Annotated in this window: 15 protein-coding genes and 1 pseudogene; 11 read left to right on the forward strand and 5 right to left on the reverse strand. The window is 57.6% G+C overall.

Annotated elements, in window-relative coordinates:
• Positions 1–3: 3 nt before the first annotated feature.
• From E1J53_RS09415 to E1J53_RS09435, 5 genes are all read right to left on the reverse strand, one after another.
• Positions 4–2,280, reverse strand: coding sequence for a M56 family metallopeptidase (locus E1J53_RS09415; RefSeq protein WP_134274809.1), 2,277 nt, complete (start codon positions 2,278–2,280; stop codon positions 4–6).
• A complete protein-coding gene (locus E1J53_RS09420) occupies positions 2,273–2,659 on the reverse strand; it encodes a BlaI/MecI/CopY family transcriptional regulator (RefSeq protein WP_134274808.1) in 387 nt (128 codons plus the stop codon). The genes E1J53_RS09415 and E1J53_RS09420 overlap by 8 nt, the downstream gene beginning before the upstream one ends.
• Before the next feature lie 359 nt (positions 2,660–3,018).
• Positions 3,019–3,417 (reverse strand): hypothetical protein, encoded by a 399-nt coding sequence (locus tag E1J53_RS09425; protein ID WP_134274807.1) that lies wholly within the window; start codon positions 3,415–3,417, stop codon positions 3,019–3,021.
• A 921-nt stretch (positions 3,418–4,338) separates the two neighbouring features.
• Positions 4,339–5,352: a kelch-like protein gene (locus tag E1J53_RS09430; RefSeq protein ID WP_134272681.1), complete on the reverse strand. Its 1,014-nt coding sequence runs from the start codon at positions 5,350–5,352 to the stop codon at positions 4,339–4,341.
• A 227-nt stretch (positions 5,353–5,579) separates the two neighbouring features.
• Positions 5,580–8,621: an ELWxxDGT repeat protein gene (locus E1J53_RS09435; RefSeq protein ID WP_134272682.1), complete on the reverse strand. Its 3,042-nt coding sequence runs from the start codon at positions 8,619–8,621 to the stop codon at positions 5,580–5,582.
• A gap of 285 nt (positions 8,622–8,906) precedes the next feature.
• On the opposite strand from E1J53_RS09435, the gene E1J53_RS09440 reads away from it, so the two are divergent.
• The 11 genes and pseudogenes from E1J53_RS09440 to E1J53_RS09490 all read left to right on the forward strand — a co-directional run bounded on the left by E1J53_RS09440 (position 8,907) and on the right by E1J53_RS09490 (position 24,015).
• Positions 8,907–9,590, forward strand: coding sequence for a DUF2064 domain-containing protein (locus E1J53_RS09440; RefSeq protein WP_134272683.1), 684 nt, complete (start codon positions 8,907–8,909; stop codon positions 9,588–9,590).
• 67 nt (positions 9,591–9,657) lie between these two features.
• Positions 9,658–12,897, forward strand: coding sequence for a SusC/RagA family TonB-linked outer membrane protein (locus E1J53_RS09445; protein ID WP_134272684.1), 3,240 nt, complete (start codon positions 9,658–9,660; stop codon positions 12,895–12,897).
• Between the two features lie 81 nt (positions 12,898–12,978).
• Complete coding sequence (locus tag E1J53_RS09450) at positions 12,979–14,403, forward strand: SusD/RagB family nutrient-binding outer membrane lipoprotein (protein WP_134272685.1); 1,425 nt, start codon at positions 12,979–12,981, stop codon at positions 14,401–14,403.
• Positions 14,404–14,507: 104 nt separating this feature from the next.
• A complete protein-coding gene (locus E1J53_RS09455; protein ID WP_134272686.1) occupies positions 14,508–15,905 on the forward strand; it encodes a sodium:solute symporter in 1,398 nt (465 codons plus the stop codon).
• Positions 15,902–16,525 (forward strand): annotated as a pseudogene (locus E1J53_RS24650) (metallophosphoesterase); the annotation flags it as partial. The gene E1J53_RS09455 and the pseudogene E1J53_RS24650, both read left to right, overlap by 4 nt.
• 321 nt (positions 16,526–16,846) lie before the next feature.
• Positions 16,847–17,182, forward strand: coding sequence for an arsenosugar biosynthesis-associated peroxidase-like protein (locus E1J53_RS24655; RefSeq protein WP_134272858.1), 336 nt, complete (start codon positions 16,847–16,849; stop codon positions 17,180–17,182).
• A gap of 116 nt (positions 17,183–17,298) precedes the next feature.
• Complete coding sequence (arsS, locus tag E1J53_RS09470; protein ID WP_134272687.1) at positions 17,299–18,369, forward strand: arsenosugar biosynthesis radical SAM (seleno)protein ArsS; 1,071 nt, start codon at positions 17,299–17,301, stop codon at positions 18,367–18,369.
• A gap of 231 nt (positions 18,370–18,600) precedes the next feature.
• Entirely contained in the window at positions 18,601–19,305 is a 705-nt protein-coding gene (locus E1J53_RS09475) for a hypothetical protein (protein WP_134272688.1), read from the forward strand.
• Between the two features lie 86 nt (positions 19,306–19,391).
• Complete coding sequence (locus tag E1J53_RS09480) at positions 19,392–19,967, forward strand: TIGR00730 family Rossman fold protein (protein ID WP_134272689.1); 576 nt, start codon at positions 19,392–19,394, stop codon at positions 19,965–19,967.
• A 603-nt stretch (positions 19,968–20,570) separates the two neighbouring features.
• Entirely contained in the window at positions 20,571–22,199 is a 1,629-nt protein-coding gene (locus E1J53_RS09485) for a hypothetical protein (protein ID WP_216650030.1), read from the forward strand.
• Positions 22,200–22,248: 49 nt separating this feature from the next.
• Positions 22,249–24,015 carry a PKD domain-containing protein gene (locus tag E1J53_RS09490; protein ID WP_134272690.1) on the forward strand — a complete coding sequence of 589 codons (1,767 nt, stop codon included), beginning with the start codon at positions 22,249–22,251 and terminating at the stop codon, positions 24,013–24,015.
• Positions 24,016–24,018 lie beyond the last annotated feature (3 nt).

Here is a 24,018-nt window from a genome sequence, read left to right on the forward strand (position 1 = left end):
GACTTAATCTTCGTCGATTTTCACCGTGACGGAGAACTTATCTCCCAAGGTATTACCGTAGCGTTGCTTGAAGATTTCCAGGTAGCGCTGGTGGGCCGCAGCGCTGGTTTTCTTCCCGTTGATCTTGAGGGAAGATTCGGTCATGTCAATTTTACGCAGGTCCTTTTTGAGGTCCACCAACCCCTCTGACTGCAGCTGGTCGATGAGGCTCTGGTAGTCAGGGTTGGCGGAACGGCCGCGGGCGCGTTCCCGGGCCTCCCTGGCCCGTTCCCGTTCTACGGAATAGGCGCGGCGGAGGGATCTTTCCTGGTCCTGCCGCCGCTCCCGGATCTGCTCGTTACGCTCTCGCATGACCTCATCCCGCGATTCCATTCGCCGCATCTGCTCGGCTTTGCGGGCTTCCAGTCGTTCGATCATGGCGTCCAGTTCGCGCAGGTCCAGGTCTTGCTCCTCCACCCGGCGTTTGTACCCCCGTAATTGGAGTTCTTCGCGGGTGGAGCGGTCTTCCAGGCCCTGCCCGGGCATCAGGGGTTGCCCGTCGTTATCGAAGTAGAAGTTGAAGGACTTGCTGAAGGTGGAGTCGAGGTTGAAGAAGGTCGTGTCTCCGTCGAAGTCAAAGCGGAAGACGCCGCCGTCTTCGCCGTTCCAGCGGAAAATGCCGTCGGTCTCGTCGTCGAACTGGAAGATGTTCTCCATCTCAATGTCCATGTTTTCGAACTGCTCCCGCAGTTGTTCGCTCATGTCTTCGAAGAAGAAGGAATTGCTGTCGCTGAGTTGCTCGAAGTGGAACCGGAGGCCTTCCATCTGGTCCTGCATGTCTTCAAAGTGGAACTCCATACCGCGCATTTGATTGTCCATACCCTGGAAATGACGCTCCATCAGTTTGTGGGTGAGGGTGTCGCCCTGACCGTCAATTTCGTACCATTCGATCCGTCCGCGGGGCTGACGGTACTCGCGGTACTGCTCGGCGGGGCCCGGCTGCCCGAGCATCCTTTCCACCATGGCTTCGTGCTGCCCGTATTCGGCCGGTGGAATCGTTTCGCCGTCGATTTTCAGCTCCTTAATCTCTCCGTCTTCGACGATAACTTCGGTGGACTTTCCGTTGCGGAAGGTGGACACCTGGTGACGTCCCATGGGCAGGGAGTCGGTGGCCACGTGCATGGCCTCGGTAAGATGGAGGTCATTAGGGGGCGTGACCCCCGGCAGAGCACGAGGGCGCAAGCGCGCAGGTGCCGCGACTTCGGTGAGGGGCAAAGTAGATTCGGCGGCTTCCTCTGCTTCGGGGAGGGTGGGCACGTAGGCCGCCGTGGTCAGCAGGGCCACCAGGGTTATCAGGGGTAGTAGGAATAAACGACTTTTCATTTGATAAGGGATATTTTGTTGGTTAATAAAGCGCTGGATGCGGCCCAGTAGGCCGCCGGATTTACCGGCCAGCGCCAGGGCGCTGGCGGGCTGCTGCCGCAACTGGGCAAAAAACAGGAGGGTCTTGGCGTAGGTGATCTGGTCTGAGCCCGCGCCGATGACGAGGTCATCGCAGCAGTGTTCGCGCTCCTCGCGGATGCGGGCGCCGATCCACCAGATGACCGGGTGATAGTAAAAGATGACCTCCAGTAGGCACTGCAGCAGGTTCCACCAGTGGTCTTTCCGCTTCAGGTGCGCCAGCTCGTGCAGGATCACCACCTCGGCTTCTTCCAGGCTCAGCTGGTTGATCACCGCCACGGGAAAGAGCAGCATGGGGCGGAGGTGGCCCACCAGGGCCGGACCGCTGATGCGGTCGCTGATGCCCAGCCGGAAGCTGGCGCGGAGGTCGAGCCGGTTGGCGAGTACCTGAACGAGCTCGGCAAATTCCGGGGGCACGGCCATCCGGGCTCTTCTTTGCATCCTGCGGACACGCCCAAAAGACCAGCAGAGCCGCAGTGCCCCGATCATCGCTCCGACGATCCATACGATCACCACCCAGAACAGGAGGGAGGTGTCCGCTGCGGCCGGCGTGGCGGCCTCCATGGGGGCCTCGGCAAACAAGTAAAAGGCGGGCGGCGCGGATTCGTACGCCACGGCCACCACGGGCTCGTACAGGCCGAAGAAGGTGATCAGCGACCAGACGAACTGCCCGAGTAGCGTGCCGAAGGCCAGCCGGTAACGGGTCCTGGCGGACACGCCCCGCGGAATCCGGGAAACGGCCCACAAAATGCCCGCCAGCAGGCTGGCCTGCCAGAGCGAGTGGAGGATGGTCCACCCCAGCGCATCGACGAGGGATGCGGAAAACCAGGAATCAATCATGTTGCCGTTTGTTTTCCAGTGACTGAATCATTCGCTTGATCTCGGCCAGCTCCTCGGCGCTGGCGTCGCCCTCGCCCAGGGCGCGTAACACAAGCTGGGAGGCGGAGCCCCCGAAGGTGGTGTCCACAAACTTGCGCAGCAGATTGCGCTGAGCCTTCTCTTCGGGCAGTTGGGCGGCGTAAACGTGGGTCCGCTTACTCGTATCCCGGCTCACGAGGCCCTTGTCGGCCATGAGTTGCATCAGTTTGAGGGTAGTGGTGTAGCCGATTTCCCGCTTGCTGCGGGCGTTCAGGGCTTCGTTGACGGTCCGGACCGTACTCGGGCCAGTGGCCCAGAGTACCTGCAGGATCGCCAGTTCGCCTTCGGTGGGTTGTTGCATTTTACGAATCGTTTCGTAGACAAAGATATACGAATTGATTCGTAGAATGCAAGTTTGGGAAGAAATTTTTTGTTAATCAACGAGAGGTCGTCGGCCGAAACGCGAGGCAGGAGCTGGTTCGTCCGCCGACCGGAGTCGTATAAATAGGGTTAGTAAACTTACAGAATCTACCCCCACTCGGCCGACGAGTCAGTTCCTGCGTCACGCCTCGGCGGACGAGTTCGTTGGCAGTTTGAGGTCGTCGGCCGAAACGCGAGGCACGAGCTGGTTCGTCCGCCGACCGACGTTAAAATCTAACCCCACTCGGCCGATGCGTCAGTTCCAGCGTCACGTCCCGTTGGCCGAGTTTGCAGGGGCGACTAAAGCCGTTTGATGCCAAGAAGCTTTTCCGATAGTGCGTAGTTACAAATCTGCTCATCTCTTATGCTCGCATAATCGGGTGCTGATCCGAAGCGCCAAGCTTTAGGGGTTAGTGCATATCCTGCAGTAACCGGATTTTGATGAATGTATCGAAAACAAACCTTTAGGTAGGGGACAAATCGGGTAAAGGGAGTATCCTCCGTTAAGTCCTCATTCTTTGGGATGAAATCAGAATATCCAGGCTTGTATTTTGTTTTTGCTCGGATCAGACTTCCACGTTTATCATATTTTGTATTGTAGTATCTACTGTAACTGCTCAGCAGAATTCGAAAAGCAGCATGGATTTTTTGCTGCTGCCGCTGATTAGGAATGAATGCTAGCCCATCTTGATTTGGCATTAGCAGAAAGTGGAAATGGGTGGGCATCAAGCAATAGCAAAATATGTCCGAAACCGGTAGGAGGTGCTGCTTAATTTTAAGCTTAAACCGGTCAAAGTCTTTATCGTCACGAAATAACAACTCCCGGTTATTGGTATGATTATAAACGTGGTAAATGGTGTTGGGCAAATACATTGTTCAGGTGTTTAGGTCGTCGGCCGAAACGCGAGGAACGAGCTGGTTCGTCCGCCGACCGGCGTATGTAAATAGGGTTAGTAAACTTACAAAATCTACCCCCCCCCTCGGCCGACGAGTCAGTTCCTGCGTCACGCCACGTTGGACGAGTTTGCTGGTGGTTTAGGTCTTCGGCCGAAACGCGAGGGACGAGGGGGGGAGTCCGCCGACCGGAGTCGTATAAATAGGGTTAGTAAACTTACAAAATCTACCCCCACTCGGCCGACGAGTCGGTTCCTGCGTCACGCCCCGTTGGACGAGTTTGCTGGTGGTTTAGGTCGTCGGCCGAAACGCGAGGAACGAGGGGGTTCGTCCGCCGACCGGAGCTTAAATGGGGTAAAAAACTTACAAAATCTACCCCCGCTCGGCCGACGAGTCGGTTCCTGCGTCACGCCCCGTTGGACGAGTTTGCTGGTGGTTTAGGTCGTCGGCCGAAACTCGAGGCAGGAGTTGGATCGTCCGCCGACCGGCGTATGTAAATAGGGCAAGTAAACTTACAAAATCTACCCCCCTCGGCCGACGAGTCGGTTCCTGCGTTACGCCTCGTTGGACGAGTTTGCTGGTGGTTTAGGTCGTCGGCCGAAACGCGAGGAACGAGGGGGTTCGTCCGCCGACCGGAGCTTAAATGGGGTAAAAAACTTACAAAATCTACCCCCGCTCGGCCGACGAGTCAGTCCACGGCTTCGCCGGGACGCCTCGGCGGACGAGCTACTCCCAATCCCGCACGATCACGTCCGCCAGCTCGGGGGAGCCGCCCCGGTTGCCACAGCCGCTGGACATAATGAGCTGATCCCCGTAATAGATCACGCCGGTGCCGTGACGGCCCCGACTGAGGGAATCGAGCATGGTCCAGGTGCCGCTGGCCGGGTCGAGGGCCTCCACGTTACTGTGGGCGACTTCGTGGGCGGTAGATTCACCGCCGATGACCAGGATTTCGTCGTTGACCGCGATGGCCGCATTACCCGCCCGGTGGGTGGGGAGGGTGTCGGTCAGGGTGGTCCAGGTGTTGGTGGCTAGGTCGTAGACGTCCACTTCGCCGATGGTGTTGGCGAAGGGATTGGTGGCGGCTTTGGTGGTCCGGCCGGCCAGCGCGTAAATTTTTCCGTCATGGGCGACCGCCTGAAAGTGATCCCGGGGGCGGGGAGCGTCGGCAAGGACTTCCCAGGTGTCGGTCGTGGGGTCGTAGACGTCCAGCCAGGGAACGTGGCCGCTGCGGTGGCCATCCTGAATGCCGCACACGAGGTAAATTTTTCCGTCGACGAGTACGGCCCCCGCGCCGCCGCGGCGGCGCCCCTCGGGGATGGTTGCCCCGGTCCGCCAGCTGTTGCTGGCCGGACTGTAAATGTAAATCTCCGGCAGGGGTGTTTCGCCGGGATATCCGCCGGTCATGGCGCCGAGGAGGTAAATTTCTTCGTTGTAAACCACCGGCTGAAAGTGATGAATTTCTACCGGACTGGTATCCCCGGACGTCCAGGTGTTTTCCTTCAGGTCGTAGATGTTTACGGGTTTAATGCCCCTTCCGCCCAGAAGGTAGGCCCGGTCGTTGACGGCGACGAAGGCCGCCTCGTGCCGCGCCGTGGGCGCGGAGCCGTCGGCACTGGCCCGCTCTGCCCAGGTGGGGGTAGCAGGTGAGGAATCGTCGTTCTCCACCGGATCGTTAGGGGTGGAATCATTACAGGCGACGAGGGCGAGCAAGCCAAGGAGCAGCAAAAAGCGGTACATGAGGTGGTAATTTGAAACTAAGGTAATGCAAGGTTAGGTACCTGGCACAAACATTACCAATGTCCATCGGTCAACCCCTGACCATCGGTTAAGGCAGTGCCAGCATTAGACCCTACGGGCAAGTAGTCGGGAAAGCGCTTTGAGTGGGACCGAAAAAAATCGGGCCGGACCCAATCGGTCCGACCCAATTACTAGAAAGAAGACAAATCTTGGACCGCAACCTTTGCTTACCGCGTTTTGCTGAGCGGATTCAGGCTGAAGCGGCCGGACTGGTAGCGGGCCCGCACCCAGTACTGGCCAGCGGGCAGGTGACGGAGGTCGAACTGCGTGTGTTCGCCGGTGATCGACTGTTGGAGCAGCAACTGGCCGGTGGTATTGAAAACCTCCAGACTGCGCAGGCTTTCCCCCGTGGGAGCTTCCAGCGTTACGGTAAGATCACCAACGGGGTTAGGGTAGACCCTGGCTGGTATTTTTGTGGGTGAAGCGTCCGTGGGTACCAAGTCCAGGGCAATTTGGTAGAGCTCGTAAAAACCACCGTTTTCCTCGCGGGCCACGAAGTAAAAGGCATCTTCCGTAGCCCTGAAATCGTAGGGAAATCCGTTACCGTCGGAGTTGACGTCGATGATCAGCTCTGGGGTCATGTCGTTCAGCCACATGCGGTAGAGTTCGTAGCCACTCGGACCATTGGCCTGGAAATAGAGCACATCATTGACCCGGTAAAATTCGGAGGGGTTACTGGAAACAGGTCCCGGATTAATGTCTGCCACCATTTGGGTGCCTTCGGGGGTGCCGTCCGTTACCCATAATTCGTTGCCATTGGTACCGTCGTTGGCGGGGAAGAAAAGCTTGTCTTTTGCTAAAAAGGCATTTAAATTTCGGGGGCCATTTCCCACTCCGGGATTGATGTCCTTCAGGAGTGGAGTAGTGTTGTTTTCCGTAGCCGCGACGTGCCATTCAAAACCATGCTCCTCGCTTTCGGCTTGAAAAACCAATCGGTCATTTACTACGTAATGGGTAGAGGTCAAAAAAGGGAAGGTTACCCCCTCATCAGCGGGAAGGATTTCTTTGGAGTCCGTATTGTCGAATGGAATATGAACGATCTCGTTACTAGAACGGCCTTCATACCGGTCCTTGAAAAATAGGCCCGTGCTCGTAACACCGATAGTAGATAATACCCCGTCATCCGAAGTAAATTGAGTGAGGAAATTTCCCGCCCGATCGGTAACGTAGTAGGTGGCGCTCTGTCGATCAAGTGCCTCTGCTCGGAAAACGGCGTATTCGTCATCGGAATAATTGATGACAAGCTGTTTGTGCTCTCCAATAAAGGGGAACCTGGACAAACGGACACGGTCACCTTCCACATAGCCTTTGACGCCGTAAGTCATAGAGTCTCTGTCTATGACGGTCCGTAAACTAGCCAGGAAGGCATTGGAGGGGGTGCTGGGAAAGAGGTTGGTCAGGTAGTAGTCCGTATCGTTAGGTAATGGGATGTCGGTGTCTAACTCGGGTGTAAATAACTGCCCGCCGGACTGCAGTAGCAAGATGCGCTGCTCCTGGTTGCCACTGGGGGAACTTAAAAAGAGGAATCGATCGTCGTATTCGCCGAGGATGGAGAAGAATCCCTGGAAGTTTGGCCCACCGGTGTAATAAGGAGATGTTTCCCGGGTGGTCGGGTCATAAAGGAAGGTAGAATCCGTAAACATGATCAGTCTCTGATCGTCCGGGGTTGCCCTACTCAGATACGGACGGGTAGAAATTCGGTCCTCGCCCGTTTGTAACAGAAGCTGAGGAGTTTCTTCCGATGGTGACCAGCGGTATGCCCCGACCCCCTGGAGGGCGGTCGGGGAGTCGTTGTAGAAAAAGACGTCGTCAGCGATGAAGCTGAGGGGACGATCATTGTATACGTTACCCCTAAGGTTAAAGCCCACTCCAGATACGGTCGTACGGGTAAACTCCTCCCTGGAAAGGCGAATAATCCGGCCGTCACTGGGACTACTGACGTAGTAGAAGTCATCGGTTAATTGCAGGAATACGGCCTGGTTTGGCCCCTCCTGTTCGAGGGGACCGAAGTTGGTAATTTCGAAACCAAAACCGGCATTCTTGTTGTACCGCAGGAGAAAGACGGTAGCATCTCCCCCTGAGGTGAGGTAAAACAAATCGTTTCCATTGATGACGTAGTCCAGATTAATGATGCTTCTTTGAACCCCATTGGGAATCCCACTTACCGGTTGGATCAGTGTTGTTGTTGTTGTTGTTTCTTCGAGACGGAACAACTGGGGGCCACGGAAACCCAAAAAAAATTTGTCATAGCTACTGGCCAAAAAGAGGAGCTCATCGTTGAGGACCAGGAAATCTATACTGGTAAAAGGTTGATCACCAGGTTCTCCATTGATGAGTGACGAGGGTACCGCGAATTCCACAATATCTAACGTGGATTCATTTACCCGCACGAAGGTTGATCCGGTGAGTCCGGGATTCTTCGTCCCGTGTAAATAGTAGTACCCATTGTAAAAGATCTCGGATGTATGAAACGGATTTTGCCCGTTCCCCAGGCCAAGCCGTAGGGGGCTGCTATCCTGCCGGAGGACTTGAAGCTCATCCGTTGTGGGGGAGTAGAGCCAGTACCTGTTTTCATTATAGTTTAGAGATAACAATAGGGATTCTTCCCCCGGAATAATCTTTGCTGCTAGCGCCGAATATTCCGCTGGGATATCAGCGATTTTTAGGGTGTTCTCCGGTGTTCCGTCGGTTCTCCAGAGTTGACAATTTGGTATGATCGTGGTTTGTGATTGATTTATCGTAGGAGCGCCTCCAACCAGAAAATAGATTTGCCCCTCAAATGCAACGAACTTAGAGAAGTCATTAGAGTGCAGTTCCATCAGGAGCGTGAGCTCGTCATTTTCTAAGCGATAGATAGCGCTGCCCCGGGCGCGGTCGGAAGCGTAGACGAAATCCATTTCCCCAACGCGAAAAACATTGGGGTCCAGTACATTTTCTCTATTCCCGTAAAGCCCGGTCATATTGGGGTCTAACAGGGGGTGAACAGCTCCGGTCCTAGGGTTTATTTTGCTGATTAAGCCCGTATTATTGTCTCCGTTGAGGGACCCGAAGATGCCGTAAAGGGAATCGCCCAAAACATCCAAATCCAGCAGGATATCGTCCGCCTCCGTACCGTACCGGAAGTCAGAAACCCGGTCGGCGGTTTCTTGGGCGAAAAAAGTAGAGGGAAGCGCAACGAATAGAATAAGAGTGAGTAATGCTAGTCTCATAGAATAGGGTGTTTAATGATGGCGGATGACTGGTGAAAAACAGCATCCGTTGTAAAGTGTGCGTCAGGGCCTTAACGATGAATGGGGGGCATCCGCTCGTCGTTTCCCCGACATTGGTTTGCTTCCATTGGGTGAGGGAAACTGAAGGTCGGCAGACGGACAATTGGGCCAGCACCGCGTCACGGCCAACGTTGCCTCCTTCCCTTCCGGTAACCGTAACGGAACCCCTCCGACCGTCGTACTCCGACAAATCCAACCGGTGAATATTTCTCGTAAGTAAAAAAAATGCACCTTTGTATTATGCCCCAGGCTACGACCGCCATACTCCTGTTCAGCCGCTCCGCCCACGAAGAAGCGCTCGCGAAGAGCTTCGGTGCCGGCCCCGCCGGCGATCGACGGGTAGCGGAAGCCCTGATCCGGCGGACGGAATCTACGCTGCAGCGCAGCGGCCTGCCCGTCTTGCGCAGCGACGAGCACAGCCAGCGGGGACTTACTTTCGGCGAACGCCTCGGTAACGCCATCACGGATGCCTTCGCCACGGGGATTGACCACCTCATCGTGGTGGGTAATGATTGCCCCGATCTGACCGCCCGGCACCTGCGCGCCGCCGCCCGCATGCTGGAAAACGGGCGAAACATCCTCGGCCCCGACCACCGCGGTGGCGCCTGGCTCCTGGGCCTGCAACGCCATAATTTTGACCGCGACCGCTTCGTTCGCCTGAGCTGGGAAAGTGACCACCTGCTGGAAGAACTGCGGGCACTCTATCCCGCCGCCGAAAGCCTGCACCGCCTGGCCGACCTGAACCAGATCAAAGATTTACGCCGTCACTGGTGGCGCCTCCGGGCCTACTTCGCCCACCTGGCGGTACTGCTGTTACCGCCCCGACAAGCCCGCAGCGCCGGACTTCAACCGGTGAGCATTTTAGGACAATTCTCGTCCCCCCTGCGCGGTCCGCCCGAGCTGGCCTAGACCGCTTTTCCTAGCCGCAACCGACCGCGGCCACTACGCTCATTATTCCATTTTTCAAGAACTTTTTATGCTACGCAATCGCGTGTGGGTCATGCTCATTGGCCTACTGTTTACCGCCGCTTTGTCGGCGCAATCCATCACCCTTACCGGTACCGTCGTGGACGCGGAAACGGAGGAGCCGCTGGTGGGGGCCTCGGTTACCATTCAGGGAGTCATTACCGGCACCGTCACGGACCTTGACGGTAAGTTCACCTATCAGGTTCCCGAGAGTGCCGATATACTCTACGTTAGTTACGTAGGCTACGAAACTTTGAAGTATGCTTTGGGCGAGGACGCAGGTGCCATGCCTTTGCGAATTGCCCTGCAGTCGGGTACCAACCTTTCCGAAGTCGTCGTCACTGCCCTGGGTCTGGAGCGCGACAACCGGGAGTTGGGCTACGCCGTCCAGCAGATTGACAACGCGGAACTCACCGACGTACAGGCCGTCAACTTCCTCGACAACCTCGCCGGCCAGGTGGCCGGCCTGCGGGTGACGGCCGGTGCGACGGGCGTGGGCTCCACCAGTCAGATAGTGATTCGCGGGCAGACGAGTTTCACCAATAACAATCCGCTCTTCGTCGTCGACGGGGTGCCGATCAACAACAATACGATCATCAACCTGACCAACGAAGCCGCCGCCGGCTTCCAGGAGATTGACTTCGGTAACGGCGCCATGGAGGTCAACCCCGCCGACATCGAATCCGTCAGCGTCCTCAAGGGCGCCTCGGCCGCCGCCCTCTACGGCACGCGGGCCGCCAACGGCGTCATCCAGATCACTACCAAGAGCGGTGGACGGAAACCCGGCCTGGGCATCAGCGTCAACTCCAGCTTCACCGTCGATAATCCCTTTCAGCTGCCCCGCTACCAAAATACCTTCGGCCAGGGGCAGGGCGGTGAGTTTGAGTTCGTCGACGGACTGGGCGCCGGTATCTCCGACAACATCACCTACAGCTACGGTCCCCGCCTGGACGCGGGCATCAACATCCCGCAGTTCGACAGTCCGGTGACCCTGCCCGACGGCCGCGTGGTGCGCGGCGGTGACGTGGCCGTACACGGCGGATTGCCCATTCCCGCCACGCCCTTCGTCAGTCGGCCGGACAACGTCCGGGACTTCTACGAAACCGGCACCACGGCGATCAACAACGTCGCCATCAGCGGCGGTGGGGAGCAGGGAGACTTCCGCCTCTCCCTCACCGATTTGCGCAGCAACAGCTACATCCCGGGCGTCAATCTGGACCGCAAGACGGCCAACGCCCGCCTGGGCTTCCGTCCCACGGAGCGGCTGACCGTCCGGGCCGGACTGACCTACGTCAACAGTCAGTCGGACAACCGCCCGGCCGGCGGCTACGGCTCCGAGAACATCAACTACGACCTGACTGCCTGGCTGGGCCGCCAAACCGACCTGAACGTCCTGCGGGATTACTGGCAACCCGGCTTGGAGGGGACCCAGCAGTTCAGCTACAACTACACCTTCTTCGATAACCCCTACTTCACGCTCCTCGAGAACCGCAACAGCTTCAACCGGGATCGCCTCTTTGGCTTCTTGTCGGCCAGCTACGAGTTTAGTGAGCAGCTGCGGGTAACGGTCCGCTCGGGGATGGACTACAGCAACGAACAACGGCAGATGCGCCGGGCCTTCAGCACGAACCGCTTCAACCAGGGCGGCTACGCCGAAAACGACGTCTTCTACCGCGAGGTGAATACCGACGTGCTGCTGGATTACCGGCCGCAACTGAGCGGTGACTTCAGCGTCAATATCTTGGCCGGAGCCAACCGCCTCGATCAGCGGGCGCAGAACACCCAGAGCCAGGCGATCACGCTGGCCCAGCCGGGGATTTTCCGGTTGAGCAACGCCGCCAGTCCGGTCGAAATCTTCGACCAGGTGGCCGAAAAACGCATCAACAGCGTCTACGGATTGCTGAAGCTGGGCTACCGGGATTTTCTCTTCCTGGACGTGACGGGCCGCAACGACTGGTCCAGCGCCCTGGCCACGCCGGATAACGCGGACAACACCAGCTTCTTTTATCCCTCGGTGAGTTTAAGTTTCCTGGCCGACCGGGTGATCAAGCTGCCGCAGGCCATCAGCTTCCTGCAGCTGCGGGCCAGCGTGGCCCAGGTGGGGAACGATACCGATCCCTACCGGACGAGCTCCATCTTCGTGGCCCAAACGCCCTTCAACGGGCAGCCCACCTTCTCAGAACAGGCCGTTTTGGCGGCCCCTAATCTGCTACCCGAACAGACCACGAGCACGGAATTCGGGGTGGACCTGCGGTTGTTTGACGATCGCCTGGGGCTGGACGTGACCTACTTCACCCAGGAAACGGAAAACCAGATTCTCAGTCTGCCGACCCCCGTGTCTTCCGGCTTCCGCCAACAGATCGTTAACGGTGGCCGGGTGCGGGCCAACGGCCTGGAGGCCGTCCTTACGGCCATCCCCGTCAACACCGACAATTTCCGGTGGACGAGCCGCTTCAACTTCAGCACCAACCGGGCTACGGTGGAGGAACTGCCCGCGGGGACGGAGCGTTTCACCCTCTCCTACAGCCGGGTGTACAACAGTGTAAACCAGACGGTCTTCTTCATCGTCGAGCCGGGCGGCGAGATCGGTGATATCTGGGGTACGGGCTACCTGCGGAACGAGGACGGACGGTTCATCGTCACCGAGGACGGCAACTTCATCGCCGACAACACCCTGCAGAAGCTGGGCAACGCCAACCCGGATTTTATCCTCGGCTTCCAGAACAACTTCCGCTTCGGGAATTTTGACCTGGGGCTGCTGTTTGACTGGCGGCAGGGCGGCCAAATCGTAAGCCGGACGCTGAGTCTGGCCGGCGTTGCCGGGCAGCTGGAAGAGACGGAATTCCGGCCGGAAGAAGGCATCATCATCGACGGGGTAGTAAACGTGGGCACGACCGAAAACCCCGTTTTCGAGGAAAATACGACGGCCATCTCCGCCGAGAGCTACTACCGCTCCTTCTACAACCGCAACCACGAGGAAAATAACGTCTATGACGCCAGCTACCTGAAACTTCGGGAGGTGTCACTGACTTACCGCCTCGGGCAGGGACAGCTAGAAGACACCTTCCTGCGGGGGCTGGGCAGCCTGAGCGTGAGCCTCATCGGGCGCAACCTCTACGCCTGGAGCGCCATCCCGCACTTCGATCCGGAGCAGTTTGCCATTCAGGGGCAGAACATCATCTTCGGCGTGGAGGATATGACCTACCCCAGCGCCCGTTCCTTCGGGCTGAACCTCGGACTTGAATTCTAAAAATGACGGCACCCCGGCGTCCACCCGGCACCGGCGGTATCGCAAAAAAAATAGGCGTTCATCACGCCAAAAGAACTTAACATGAAACACTTCTTTTCCCTCTTATTGGTCTTGCTCCTCTTCGGGTGTACTGAGGATTTTACGGACATCAATACCAACGAAAATGCCCCGGCCGTCGTGCAGCCGGAACTGCTGCTGCGCCAGGTCCTCTACGGCTATGGGGACGACATGAGCTACGAAGGCTTTGTGGCCGGTAACCTGTTGAGCCAGCATTTCGCGATGATTGATTTTAACCTCTTTGATCGTCATGCGCTGAACTCTCCGCAGGAAGGCGGAAACCCCTGGGACATCCTCTACGTTCACCTCCGGGATACGGAAACGATCCTTGACCTCAGCCAGACCAATCCGGCTCGGGCAGTCTACGAAGGGCCGGCACGAGTCATGAAAGCCTACCTCGCCATGACCCTAACGGATCTCTTCGGGGACGTGCCTTACTTCGGTGCCGCCCAGGGCAGAAGCGGCATCGTAACACCCGCCTACGACGATCAGGAAGACATCTACCTGGGCGAGGATGGAATCCTGGATAACTTACTCCGTGCGGTCCAGGTTATGGAAGACTACCAGGGGACCACTCCCCTGAACGGAGACATTCTTTTCGATGGCGACCTGAATGGCTGGATTCGGTTTGCCAACGCCCTGCGCTTCAAGGCTCTGATGCGCATCAGCGACGTTCAGGACGTGAGCGCGGACCTGGCCCAGCTGGCCACGGACACCCGGCGCATGACCACCAACGAAGACAATGCCACTTTTTCTTTTGCCGCCGGACCGCCGAACAGCTTTGCCTTCGCTACGGCCCGCGTCGGTATCTTCAACGTATTCCTCATGTCGGAAACGGCGGAAGAAATCCTGAACGAACTCAACGATCCCCGTACCGGTGTGCTGTACCGCACCAGTGCGGCCAATGATGACTTCAATGGCATCATCAACGGAATTGATGCCTCCAGTGCCATCGTGCCGGATCAGTTCGCCCGTCCAGGGACCATCTGGCGGGAGAATACAGGGGACCTGGATTTCAACTACATGACGGCCTGGGAACTCGACTTCCTGGCGGCCGAAGCAGCCCTGAAGGGGTACATCAGTGCGGACGCCCAGGCGCTCTACGAATCCGGGGTAGAAAAAGCATTTGCCTACTGGCAAACGGAACTCCCCGCCGACTACCTCACCACGGGCCCCGCCGCCTGGGACGAAGCCAATGGATTGGAACAAATCATCACCCAAAAATGGATCGCCTCCATCGGTAATGCCTACGAGGGATGGGCTGAATGGCGCCGCACTGGTTTCCCCGCCCTTAGGCCCGTGGAATCCAGTCTTAACGACGGACTGTACCCCGTCCGGATGCCATACCCTTCCGACGAACAGGCCCTGAATTTCGAAAACTACCAATCAGCGGCCGCAGCTACGGACGGCAACTCCATCAACGCCCGGGTATGGTGGGACGTGGAGTAAAAGCCGAGGGCTTGTAGAGGATGTAGGATTTAGGCTTCAGGATTTAGGCCCCCCTAACGAACCAACAGACCAACGAACTAACAAACCAACAGACCAACTCCCCAATGCAATGGATCCTCGTCATCGTTAGCAGCTTAGTGCTGTTCTGGCTCGCGCCCATGGCGCGGACGGCGGGGGCGTTCTTTGGGGGTGCCCGTCGGGAGCAGGCACCGGGGGTGGTGGCGCTGATGAGTAGTTTGGTTATTTCCTGGTTATTCGCCAAGTCCATCACCAACGCAGCGAATCTCGGTCTGGCCTTCGGGCTGATCGGTGGGGTGGCCTACGCGGCTTACTACCTGAGCTTCGCCGTAGCGGGCTGGGTGATTTACCGGATGCGGACGGTAGGCGGCTTTAAAAGCATCCATGATTTCCTGAGTACCCGATTCGGAAAGGGGGCGTTAGTGGTGTTCTCCCTACTGATTTGTTTTCGCCTTTTCAATGAGGTGTGGTCCAACACTATGGTGATCGGGACCTACTTCGGTGGCGTGGGGGAGCTGCCCTACTACGCGGCCATTCTGGTCTTCACCTTGCTGACGCTGGCCTACAGCCTCAAGGGTGGGATGGCGTCATCTATTCTGACCGACATCATTCAGATGGTGCTCTTCGGGGTACTGCTGGTGGTGGTACTCGGGGCCATCTTCCCGCGGGTAGACTACGCACCGGCGCCCCTCCTGAATAGTGGGGAATGGACCATGGCGGCGGGGGGTAACCTGCTCCTGGTGGCCATCCTGCAGAGCTTCAGTTATCCCTTTCACGATCCGGTCCTGACGGACCGGGGCTTCCTGGCGGACCCCAAAACGACCCTGCGGGCCTTCCTCTGGGCTACCCCCCTCGGATTCGGATGTATCCTGCTGTTTAGCGTAGTGGGTATTTACGGAGGCATGGTGGGGGTGGAGGGGCAGGCCCCCGTGGAGGTGGCCAAACTGCTGGGTGGACCCATACTGCTGGTCATGAACTTCATCATGATCACTTCGGCGGCCAGTACGCTCGACTCCACCTTCACCAGCTTTGCGAAGCTGACGGTGCTGGATCTGGGGGTGGGGCAGTCGCGGGGAACCACCAATTTCTCCGCCGTGGATCAGAACCAGGAGGGGCAGCGGGCGGTTTCCGTAGGGCGCTGGGCGATGGTGCTCCTGGTCATTCTGGGAACCCTGCCGGTATTTATGAACCCCGCCATTCTATCGGCGACCACCGTTTCCGGGGCGATGGTGGTGGGCCTGGCGCCCGTGTTCTGTTTGTGGCGTTTGCCCGCTCCGCCGCTGAGCTTCTGGCTATCCGTCGGGTTCGGTTTGGGGTGCGGGGTGACGTACGCCGCCGGCCTGTGGCCGGCCGGCTGGACCTTCACCGAGGGCAAATACGATCAGCTACTGGCGGTAACGGTAGTGGAAATGGTGGGCTGTTTTGGCCTCTACGGAATTGGGATGTTATTGACACCCGCAACTGCAAAAAGGGTGAGGATATGAATCAAAGAATCAGGAATATCACGGTAGGCACCGGTCCCGTCCTCGTTTTCGGGGGGGCGTACTCCAATCTGGAGGCACTGCGGGCCGTGCGGGCGGTGGCCGAAGCGCGGGGCATCCCGCCCGGGAACGTGCTCTGCACCGGCGATACGCCGGGCTACTGCGCCGAGCCCGCCGAATGCCTCGACCTGTTGGCGCAATGGGGCTGCCACGCCATCGCCGGTAACGTCGAAACCAACCTGGTGAACGGTACGGACGACTGTGGCTGTGGCTTCGGTGACGGCAGCCGCTGTGATATGTTCGCCAAACTGTGGTACGACTACGCCCAGCGCAACGTCACGCCGGAAAACCTGACCTTCATGGCGGAGCTTCCGGATCAGCTGCGGTTTACTTACGGTGGTAAATCCGTCACGGTACTGCATGGCTCCCCGCAGAATCAGTCGGAGTTCGTCTGGCGGTCCACGCCGGTGAACGAGAAGCTGGATTTTTGCGTCACCGCGGGTGCCGAGGTCATTATCGGGGGGCATTGTGGCCTTCCTTTTGCGCACCGGCTTGACGCGGAGCATCTCTGGCTCAACGCCGGCGTTATCGGGATGCCGGCGAACGACGGAACGCCACGGACCTGGTACCTGATCCTTGACGATACCGATGGCTTTGACTATTCCTTTCATCCACTGGAATACGACCACCGGTCCGCCAAGGCCAAAATGATCTACGATCGCCGTTTGCCGGTCAGCTACGCCGCCACCCTGACGACGGGCATCTGGGACAACACCGAGATTATGCCCCCGGCGGAAACCGCCCGGGAAGGAATACCCCTCGATCCGCAACAGCTGAAGGCGGCGGCGAATGACCCTGCCGCACCGAATGGGATTGCACCCGCGCTTGGTCGCCCTAATTCAACCAAAACTAAAGAAAATCTCCCCCTCAAAAATTTAGCTGCCATGAATAAGTATACGGACCCCAAAGACCTCAAGTCCTTCGGAAAAATTGCCGAATGGCAGGAAGAAATGGGCGAGAAATTCTTCGACTGGTATTCCGGCGTCACGGAAGGCGATTCTGCCCTGACGGAGCGGGAGAAAGCGCTGATTGCCCTGGCCGTGAGCCACGCCATCCAGTGCTCTTACTGCATTGACGCCTACACCACGAACAGCCTGCAGGCTGGAGCGGATGAGGAACAGATGATGGAAGCCGTGCACGTCGCCGCCGCCGTCAAAGCTGGGACCACCCTGATCTACGCCCGCCAAATGCAGCGGCAGGTCGACAAAATCACCATGTAGCCCCCAATACTAACAGACTAACAGACTAACAGACTAATGAACTAACGGTCTAATGAACTAACGGTCTAACGAACTAAAAGACCAACGAACTAACAGACTAAAAAAAGATCTACAAAATGGCCATTAAGCAAAAAACAAAATCCCTCACCGCCAAGGGTTCTCATTTAAGTGATACCTACGTGCAATTGAACGTCCTCAACGGAAAGGACATTTCGGATGCGAAATTCCCCCGCTTCGGAGATAAGCTGGCGGCGCAGGGGCATCGTCCGTTTAAACCCACGGAGATCGAGATTTTTCAATTGAACATCGGCAAGCTCTGTAACCAGACCTGCGCCCACTGTCACGTGGATGCCGGACCGGATAAGCGGGAGGAAAATATGAACCGTGCGGACCTGGAACGCTGCGTGGAAATTATTGCCGCCACGCCGAGTATTACCACCGTGGACATCACCGGCGGAGCGCCGGAGATGAATCCTAACTTCCGCTGGTTCGTCGAGCAGTGTACTGCCCTGGGTAAGCGCGTCATTGACCGGTGTAATCTGACCATCATCATGGCCAACCCGAAATACCGGGACCTGCCCGAGTTTTTGGCCAAGCATAAGGTTCACGTGATTTCCAGCCTCCCATATTTCTCCAAAAAGCGAACGGACGGCCAGCGGGGAGACGGCGTTTTCGAAGATTCCATCAAGGCGCTTCAGCTCCTGAACGAAGTCGGCTACGGTAAACCCGGCACCGGACTCGTCCTGGACCTGGTTTTCAATCCCTCCGGGGCCTACCTGCCCGGTAAACAGGAAACGCTGGAAGCCGAATTCAAGCGGCAGCTGGACCGCAAGTTCGGCATCGTCTTCAACCAACTCTACGCCATCACCAACCTGCCCGTAGCCCGCTTTCTGGATTACCTCCTCGAGACCGGCAACTACGAAGAATATATGCAGAAGCTGGTGGACGCTTACAATCCCGCAACCGTAGACGGCCTCATGTGCCGCAACACCATCTCCGTAAGCTGGGACGGCTACCTCTACGACTGCGACTTCAACCAGATGCTCGACCTCAAGGTCGCTGCCCGCGGGCAGCACATCCAGGATTTTGACCTCCAGGAACTCCGCACCCGCAACATCGTGCTCAACCAGCACTGCTACGGCTGTACGGCCGGCGCGGGTAGTAGTTGTAGTGGAACGGTGGCGTAACGTGAGGATTTAGGCTGAAGGATTTAGGATTAAGGCTAAGGCTGAGGCTCTAGGCTCGGGGATTTAGAAATTAGATCCCGTAACGGCGCAACCAGCAACGGCGCACCGGCAATGCGAAGCCAATAAAATCTATTTTGTAATCAATAAATTTATAAAGTAAAATTTACTCCTCTTTTTGTTTACAAATTGTGTTTTGTTTCGTATCTTTACTACAGAAACAAACACCCTCGTATGACGCCATTATCCGTGCTTTTTCGTGCCATTTTTTACCGGGGATTTTCCATCCTGCAGCGTTGGTTTTACGGCCTCCTTCACTTCGTCCAACGGCTGGGGGTAGAGGAAGGCGAGTATGCCTTCACCATGGAGGTGACCGAAGATGAATTACTGCTTTACCGGACGCTTTACCAGACGTACTTGCGTCGGTTCCCCAATCGCTATACGGCGCCCAGCCTTGCACGGTGCCCGGAGGTAGACGCGGCGACCCAGCAGCTTGAGCGTCGGCAACTTGAAGACTTTACCGTCTACGTGGTGGCTCAGATGCAGGCGGAACGTGAACGCTTCGATTACCAGTACTACGCGGTGGCCTACAGCCTGCTGGCGGGTCTGCTGCAGCGGCGGCCCTGGGCCGCCCGGCCGGGGATGCTCCGGGTGGGGGAAGCGCTCTTCTTCACTTCTCCCTTTGGTTTCGACGGGGTCATTTATTGGCCGATTGCGGATTACCTGCGGGCAGTACTGGCCAGCCACGGCGGACAGCCGGTATCCCCGGATCTCCGTGCGATTTTAGAAATGATGCAGGTGGAAATCCGGCGATATTTCGCCTACGGATTCACCGATGACGTAACCGAAGCCCAACGATGCCTGGGGGAATTGCTGCATCCCGTATGTTTGCGCGAACAAATTTCCTCCGCGCCGACGCTGCAGTTGGCCCGAGCGTGAACGTAGGATTCAGGATGGAGGATTTAGGCTTCAACAATACAATCCTAAATCCTTCATCCTAACTCCTCAATCCTAATTTTCTTCCCATGGCAAAGTCTTCCGTAGCAATTTTTTGTGGCTCCTCCTCCGGTGATGATCCCGTGTACGCTGAGGCTGCCCGTAGGATGGCGGCGGCGATGGTCGAGCGGGATCTGCGCCTCGTGTACGGAGCCGGGTCCGTGGGGTTGATGGGCATCGTGGCCGACGAAGTACTCCGCCTGGGGGGCGAGGTTCTCGGGGTAATCCCCCAATTCCTGATGGACATGGAAGTAGGGCATACCGGATTGACCGAGCTGATCATCACCGAAAGCATGCACGAACGCAAACTCGCCATGGCGCAGGCTTCGGACGCCTTCATCGCCATGCCGGGCGGCATCGGTACCCTGGAGGAAATTGTGGAAGTTTTCACCTGGACCCAACTCGGCATTCACCAAAAACAGTGCGGCCTCTACAACGTCAACGGGTACTGGGATCACCTCCGGGACCTCCTGCAGCACATGGTGGAGGAACGTTTCCTCAAGGAAAAGCACGCCGGCATGATGCAGTTGGGCGAGGACGCAGGTGCCTTGCTGGATGCGGTCATGAGCCACGGTCCCGCCTTCGAGGGCAAGTGGTTGGGGTAGGGGAAGGCTTTAGCCCCGTGCTTAACCCTTTACTTTCCAGCTTCTACCTCATCTCTACGACCGGTTGGCGCTTGCCCGACCATGCTTCGTTTGGGCGGGGAGCAAACCTGTTCCGGAAAGATATTCGGTTCTGGGAATGACTCGGCGTGAAACGCCTCGACCAGTTTGGGGTGCGCTTTCCCGGGACCACGAAGCGTGCAACAAGCGCAGCGCGTTGCTCCTTTGTGTGTCCCCAGCGGATGTACTTCCCCTTAACCTCCTGACCGGCTTGCAGAGCAATCCTATTCCGACACTTTTTTTGAGCCTTCACCTTTTCCGGAAAGATATTCGGCTCTGAGAATGACTCGGCGTGAAACGCCTCGACCAGTTTGGGGTGCGCATCCCCACCGGATTCATTTTCTCATTCACCGAATGCCCGGCTAGTGCTTGGCCGACCAAGCTTCGTTTGGGCGGGGAGCAAGCCCGTTCCGGGCACTTTCCTGGGCCTCCGCCTTAGCCTTCACCTTCTCCTCAGCCTTAATCTTCCCCCTAGATCAAACGTCAAACATCAAACATCAAAAATCAAACTACCTTCAGGGCATCTCTTCATCCATTGTCGTCCTGATGCGCTATTACCCATTGTTGTTTGCCCTTGTTTCTCTTTCTTTCCTGGCGGGGTGCCAAACGGAAACCCCGGACATCACCGCCGGAGAATACCTAACCTCTCCGTTTCTGGAATTAGACACCATTGCCACCAACGACTGGTGGAACCGTGCGGATAACCCAATCATCGACGTGAAGGTGAGCCGGGATTCAGTGATTGCCTTTGGAGCCTACACGCTTTCGGAAGGCACCCTCAAGCTATCGGCTCAACTCTTTCCCCTGTACCCTTCCGAGACCAGGGTAGTGAGACTTGAATTGGAAAAGGAGGGAACCTGGAAGGAAGTGGTCCGCCAGCCAGTGAATGAACTGGGTTGGTCCACCACCTTCCGGGTAACGGACTGGACGGCCACCACACCCGTAAAGTATCGATTACTGCACGGAGAAGAGGCCGCCTACGAAGGGAGTATCCGGCCCGAACCCCGCGACGCCCCGGAAATCACCCTGGCGGCCCTGAGCTGCAACTCCAATAAGGATCGGGGAATGCGGGAGGCCTACGTTCGCAACCTCAATGCCCTGGACCCCGACCTGGTCTTCTTCGCCGGAGACCAATCCTACGACCACAAGGAGCACACGGCCGCCTGGTTGAAATTTGGCCTACAATTTCGGGAGGTGTTTCGCCACCGCCCCATGGTCTCCATCCCGGACGACCACGACATCGGTCAGGGTAACCTCTGGGGGGAAAACGGTAAGGTCGCCGAGCGCATTCAGGGTGATGATGGGGGCTATTTTTACCACCACGAGTACGTCAAGATGGTGGAGCGTTGCCAGACGGCCCACTTGCCAGACCCCTACGACGCTACGCCCATCGAACAGGGCATCGGTGTTTACTACACTAACCTTCGCCTGGGGCCGGTGGACTTTGCCATAATTGAAGATCGAAAGTTTAAGTCCGGACCGAACGGCAAAATTCCCCAGCAGGGCCCACGGCCAGATCACATTCGCAACCCCGATTATGACCCCACCTCCGTTGACGTGGAGGGCCTGAAACTTCTCGGGGATCGGCAACTCAGGTTTCTAGAGGAATGGGGACGGGACCAGGAAGCGGGCAGGATGAAGGCCGTACTCTCTCAGACGGGCTTCTGTGGCGGTGCCCACATCCACGGCTCCCTGGATAATCGCCTTCACGCCGATATGGATTCCAACGGCTGGCCGCAAACCGGAAGAAACAAGGCACTGGGCCTTATCCGGGCGGCCAATGCGGTACATATTGGAGGCGATCAGCACCTGGCCACGGTGATACAGCACGGGATCGAAGCCTACCGCGACGGCCCCTGGGCCTTCATCGTGCCGGCGATCGTCAATAATTACTACAGCCGCTGGTGGTGGCCCGAAGACGAAAAAGCGGGAGGCAATCCCATCGCGGATTCTCCGCTACCCTGGACGGGAGATTTTCGGGACGGCTTCGACAACCGCATCACCCTGCACGCCTACGCCAACCCGGACACCCGCGCCAACGGCGCGGGCTTCGGATTGATCCGCTTTAACCTGGTCGACAATCAGGTGACCTTCGAATGTTACCCCCGAGACGTGGATCTGACGACGGGATCCGCCGAACAATTTCCCGGCTGGCCCGTCACGGTGCAGTTGTAATGCCTGATTAGCGGAGTTATTTTGGGCAAGGTTTACAAATGTCCATTCTATGAAGTACCTCTTGTTACTGACCTTTTGTGCTTTGGCGGGACAAGCCCTGCCGGGGCAAAGCTATCGGTACGTAAGGACGGTTTTTCCCGGAGCCAGCGTCACCACAAACGTGCGCTACGCTTCGGCCGACTTTATCGACTTTCCCTACTTCAACGAAAGTAGTACCACCCGGGGCGACCTGTTCATGGATGTTTATACTCCCGTCGGCGACCTGAACACCAACCGCCCGGCCATCATCTTCGCCCACAGCGGTGGTTTCCTGAACGGCAACCGCAACCATGACGATATCGTTGCGCTCTGCGACAGTTTTGCCCGCAAGGGATACGTGACGGCAACCATTGATTACCGACTCGGATTTAATCTGCTCTCCGACGCCGACCTGCACGGCACCCGGGCGGTCTACCGCGGTTTACAGGACGGCCGAGCTGCCGTCCGCTTCCTGCGGGCCAACGCCGCCGCCTACGGTATCGATCCGAATAAGGTGTACTTCGGTGGAAGTAGTGCGGGCTCCTTTATCGCACTGCACAGTATCTACATGGAGGACCCAACGGAGAAACCTCCCTTTGCGGACCCCGTCGTTTACTCCAATCTGGTGCCGCCCTTCACCTATACCGGTCCCGACCTGGGTGGATACGACGTGGGTGATCACCTGTCGGAGAGTGGTACCCCCGACGCCATTATGGCGCTCTGGGGCGCCGTGGAGTCCACCGACCTGATTACGCCGGCCAACGGACAACCCGCCCTGCTGGTGCACGGAAGCGACGACGAAACGGTCCCCTTCGGACTCGGAAACCCCTTCGGCCTGTCCTCCCTCCCGGCCGTGGAAGGAAGCCTGCTGATCAGTGGTAAACTCAGTAGCTTGGGATTTGCGGAACACGAAACCTACTTTGTGGAAGGCGTGGGGCATGAGTTTCATGGCACCTCCAACGGGACCTGGGATAACGGCAGTGGCAATACCTACTGGGACACGATCATCAATCGGGCGGAGCAGTTTTTCTGGAAGCGCCATAAGCCTACGGCCGACTTTACGGTGGGCACCAACGGTCTGGACGCTCAATTCACCTTCACCGGCTCGGGAGCAATCTCCTGGAACTGGGATTTCGGGGATGGATCGACTGCTGCCGCCGCAAACCCGGCCCACCGCTATTCCCAGTCGGGCAATTACTCCGTATTCCTGTACGTCGAGAACGACAACCTGAGCTGGGATACCATCCGGCAGTCGGTGTCGGTCAGCTCGTCCCTGCCCGTAACCTGGGCTCGCCCCCTCCGTGTGGAACGACGGGCCGAAGGGGGAAATCAGCTCTTTTGGACGGTCTCCCATCAGGAAAACTGCGCCTCTTTTACGGTTGAGCACGCCCGAAGTGAGGAAGACTTTATCGACCTGGAAACCATCGCGGGCGACGGCTACCTACGGGAAGCCCGGGATTTTGCCGTAGTTCACCCTAAAGTGGGATCGGGAACGCACTATTATCGCATCCGACAACAAGACCATGACGGAAGTACTTCCTACAGCAATACGGCCGTCATCCGGATTCGATCCGCCAACGTCCAGGTCACCCCTAATCCCAGTAGCGGCTGGATTAACCTTTCCCTTCCCGAGGACGGGGGAGGGGAGTTCGTGGTTTCGAATGCATGGGGAGCGCACATCCTGACCGGTAAAATTAGCGGGGGTACGGGCCAAATTGATCTCAGTGGACTTTCCGCCGGGCTCTATTTTCTGCGGATGAAGGGAAGTGCGGTAGCTACTAAAGTGGTGCTTGAGTGAGCA

It is taken from the genome of Lewinella sp. W8, from assembly GCF_004375085.3.
Taxonomy (GTDB): Bacteria; Bacteroidota; Bacteroidia; order Chitinophagales; family Saprospiraceae; genus Neolewinella.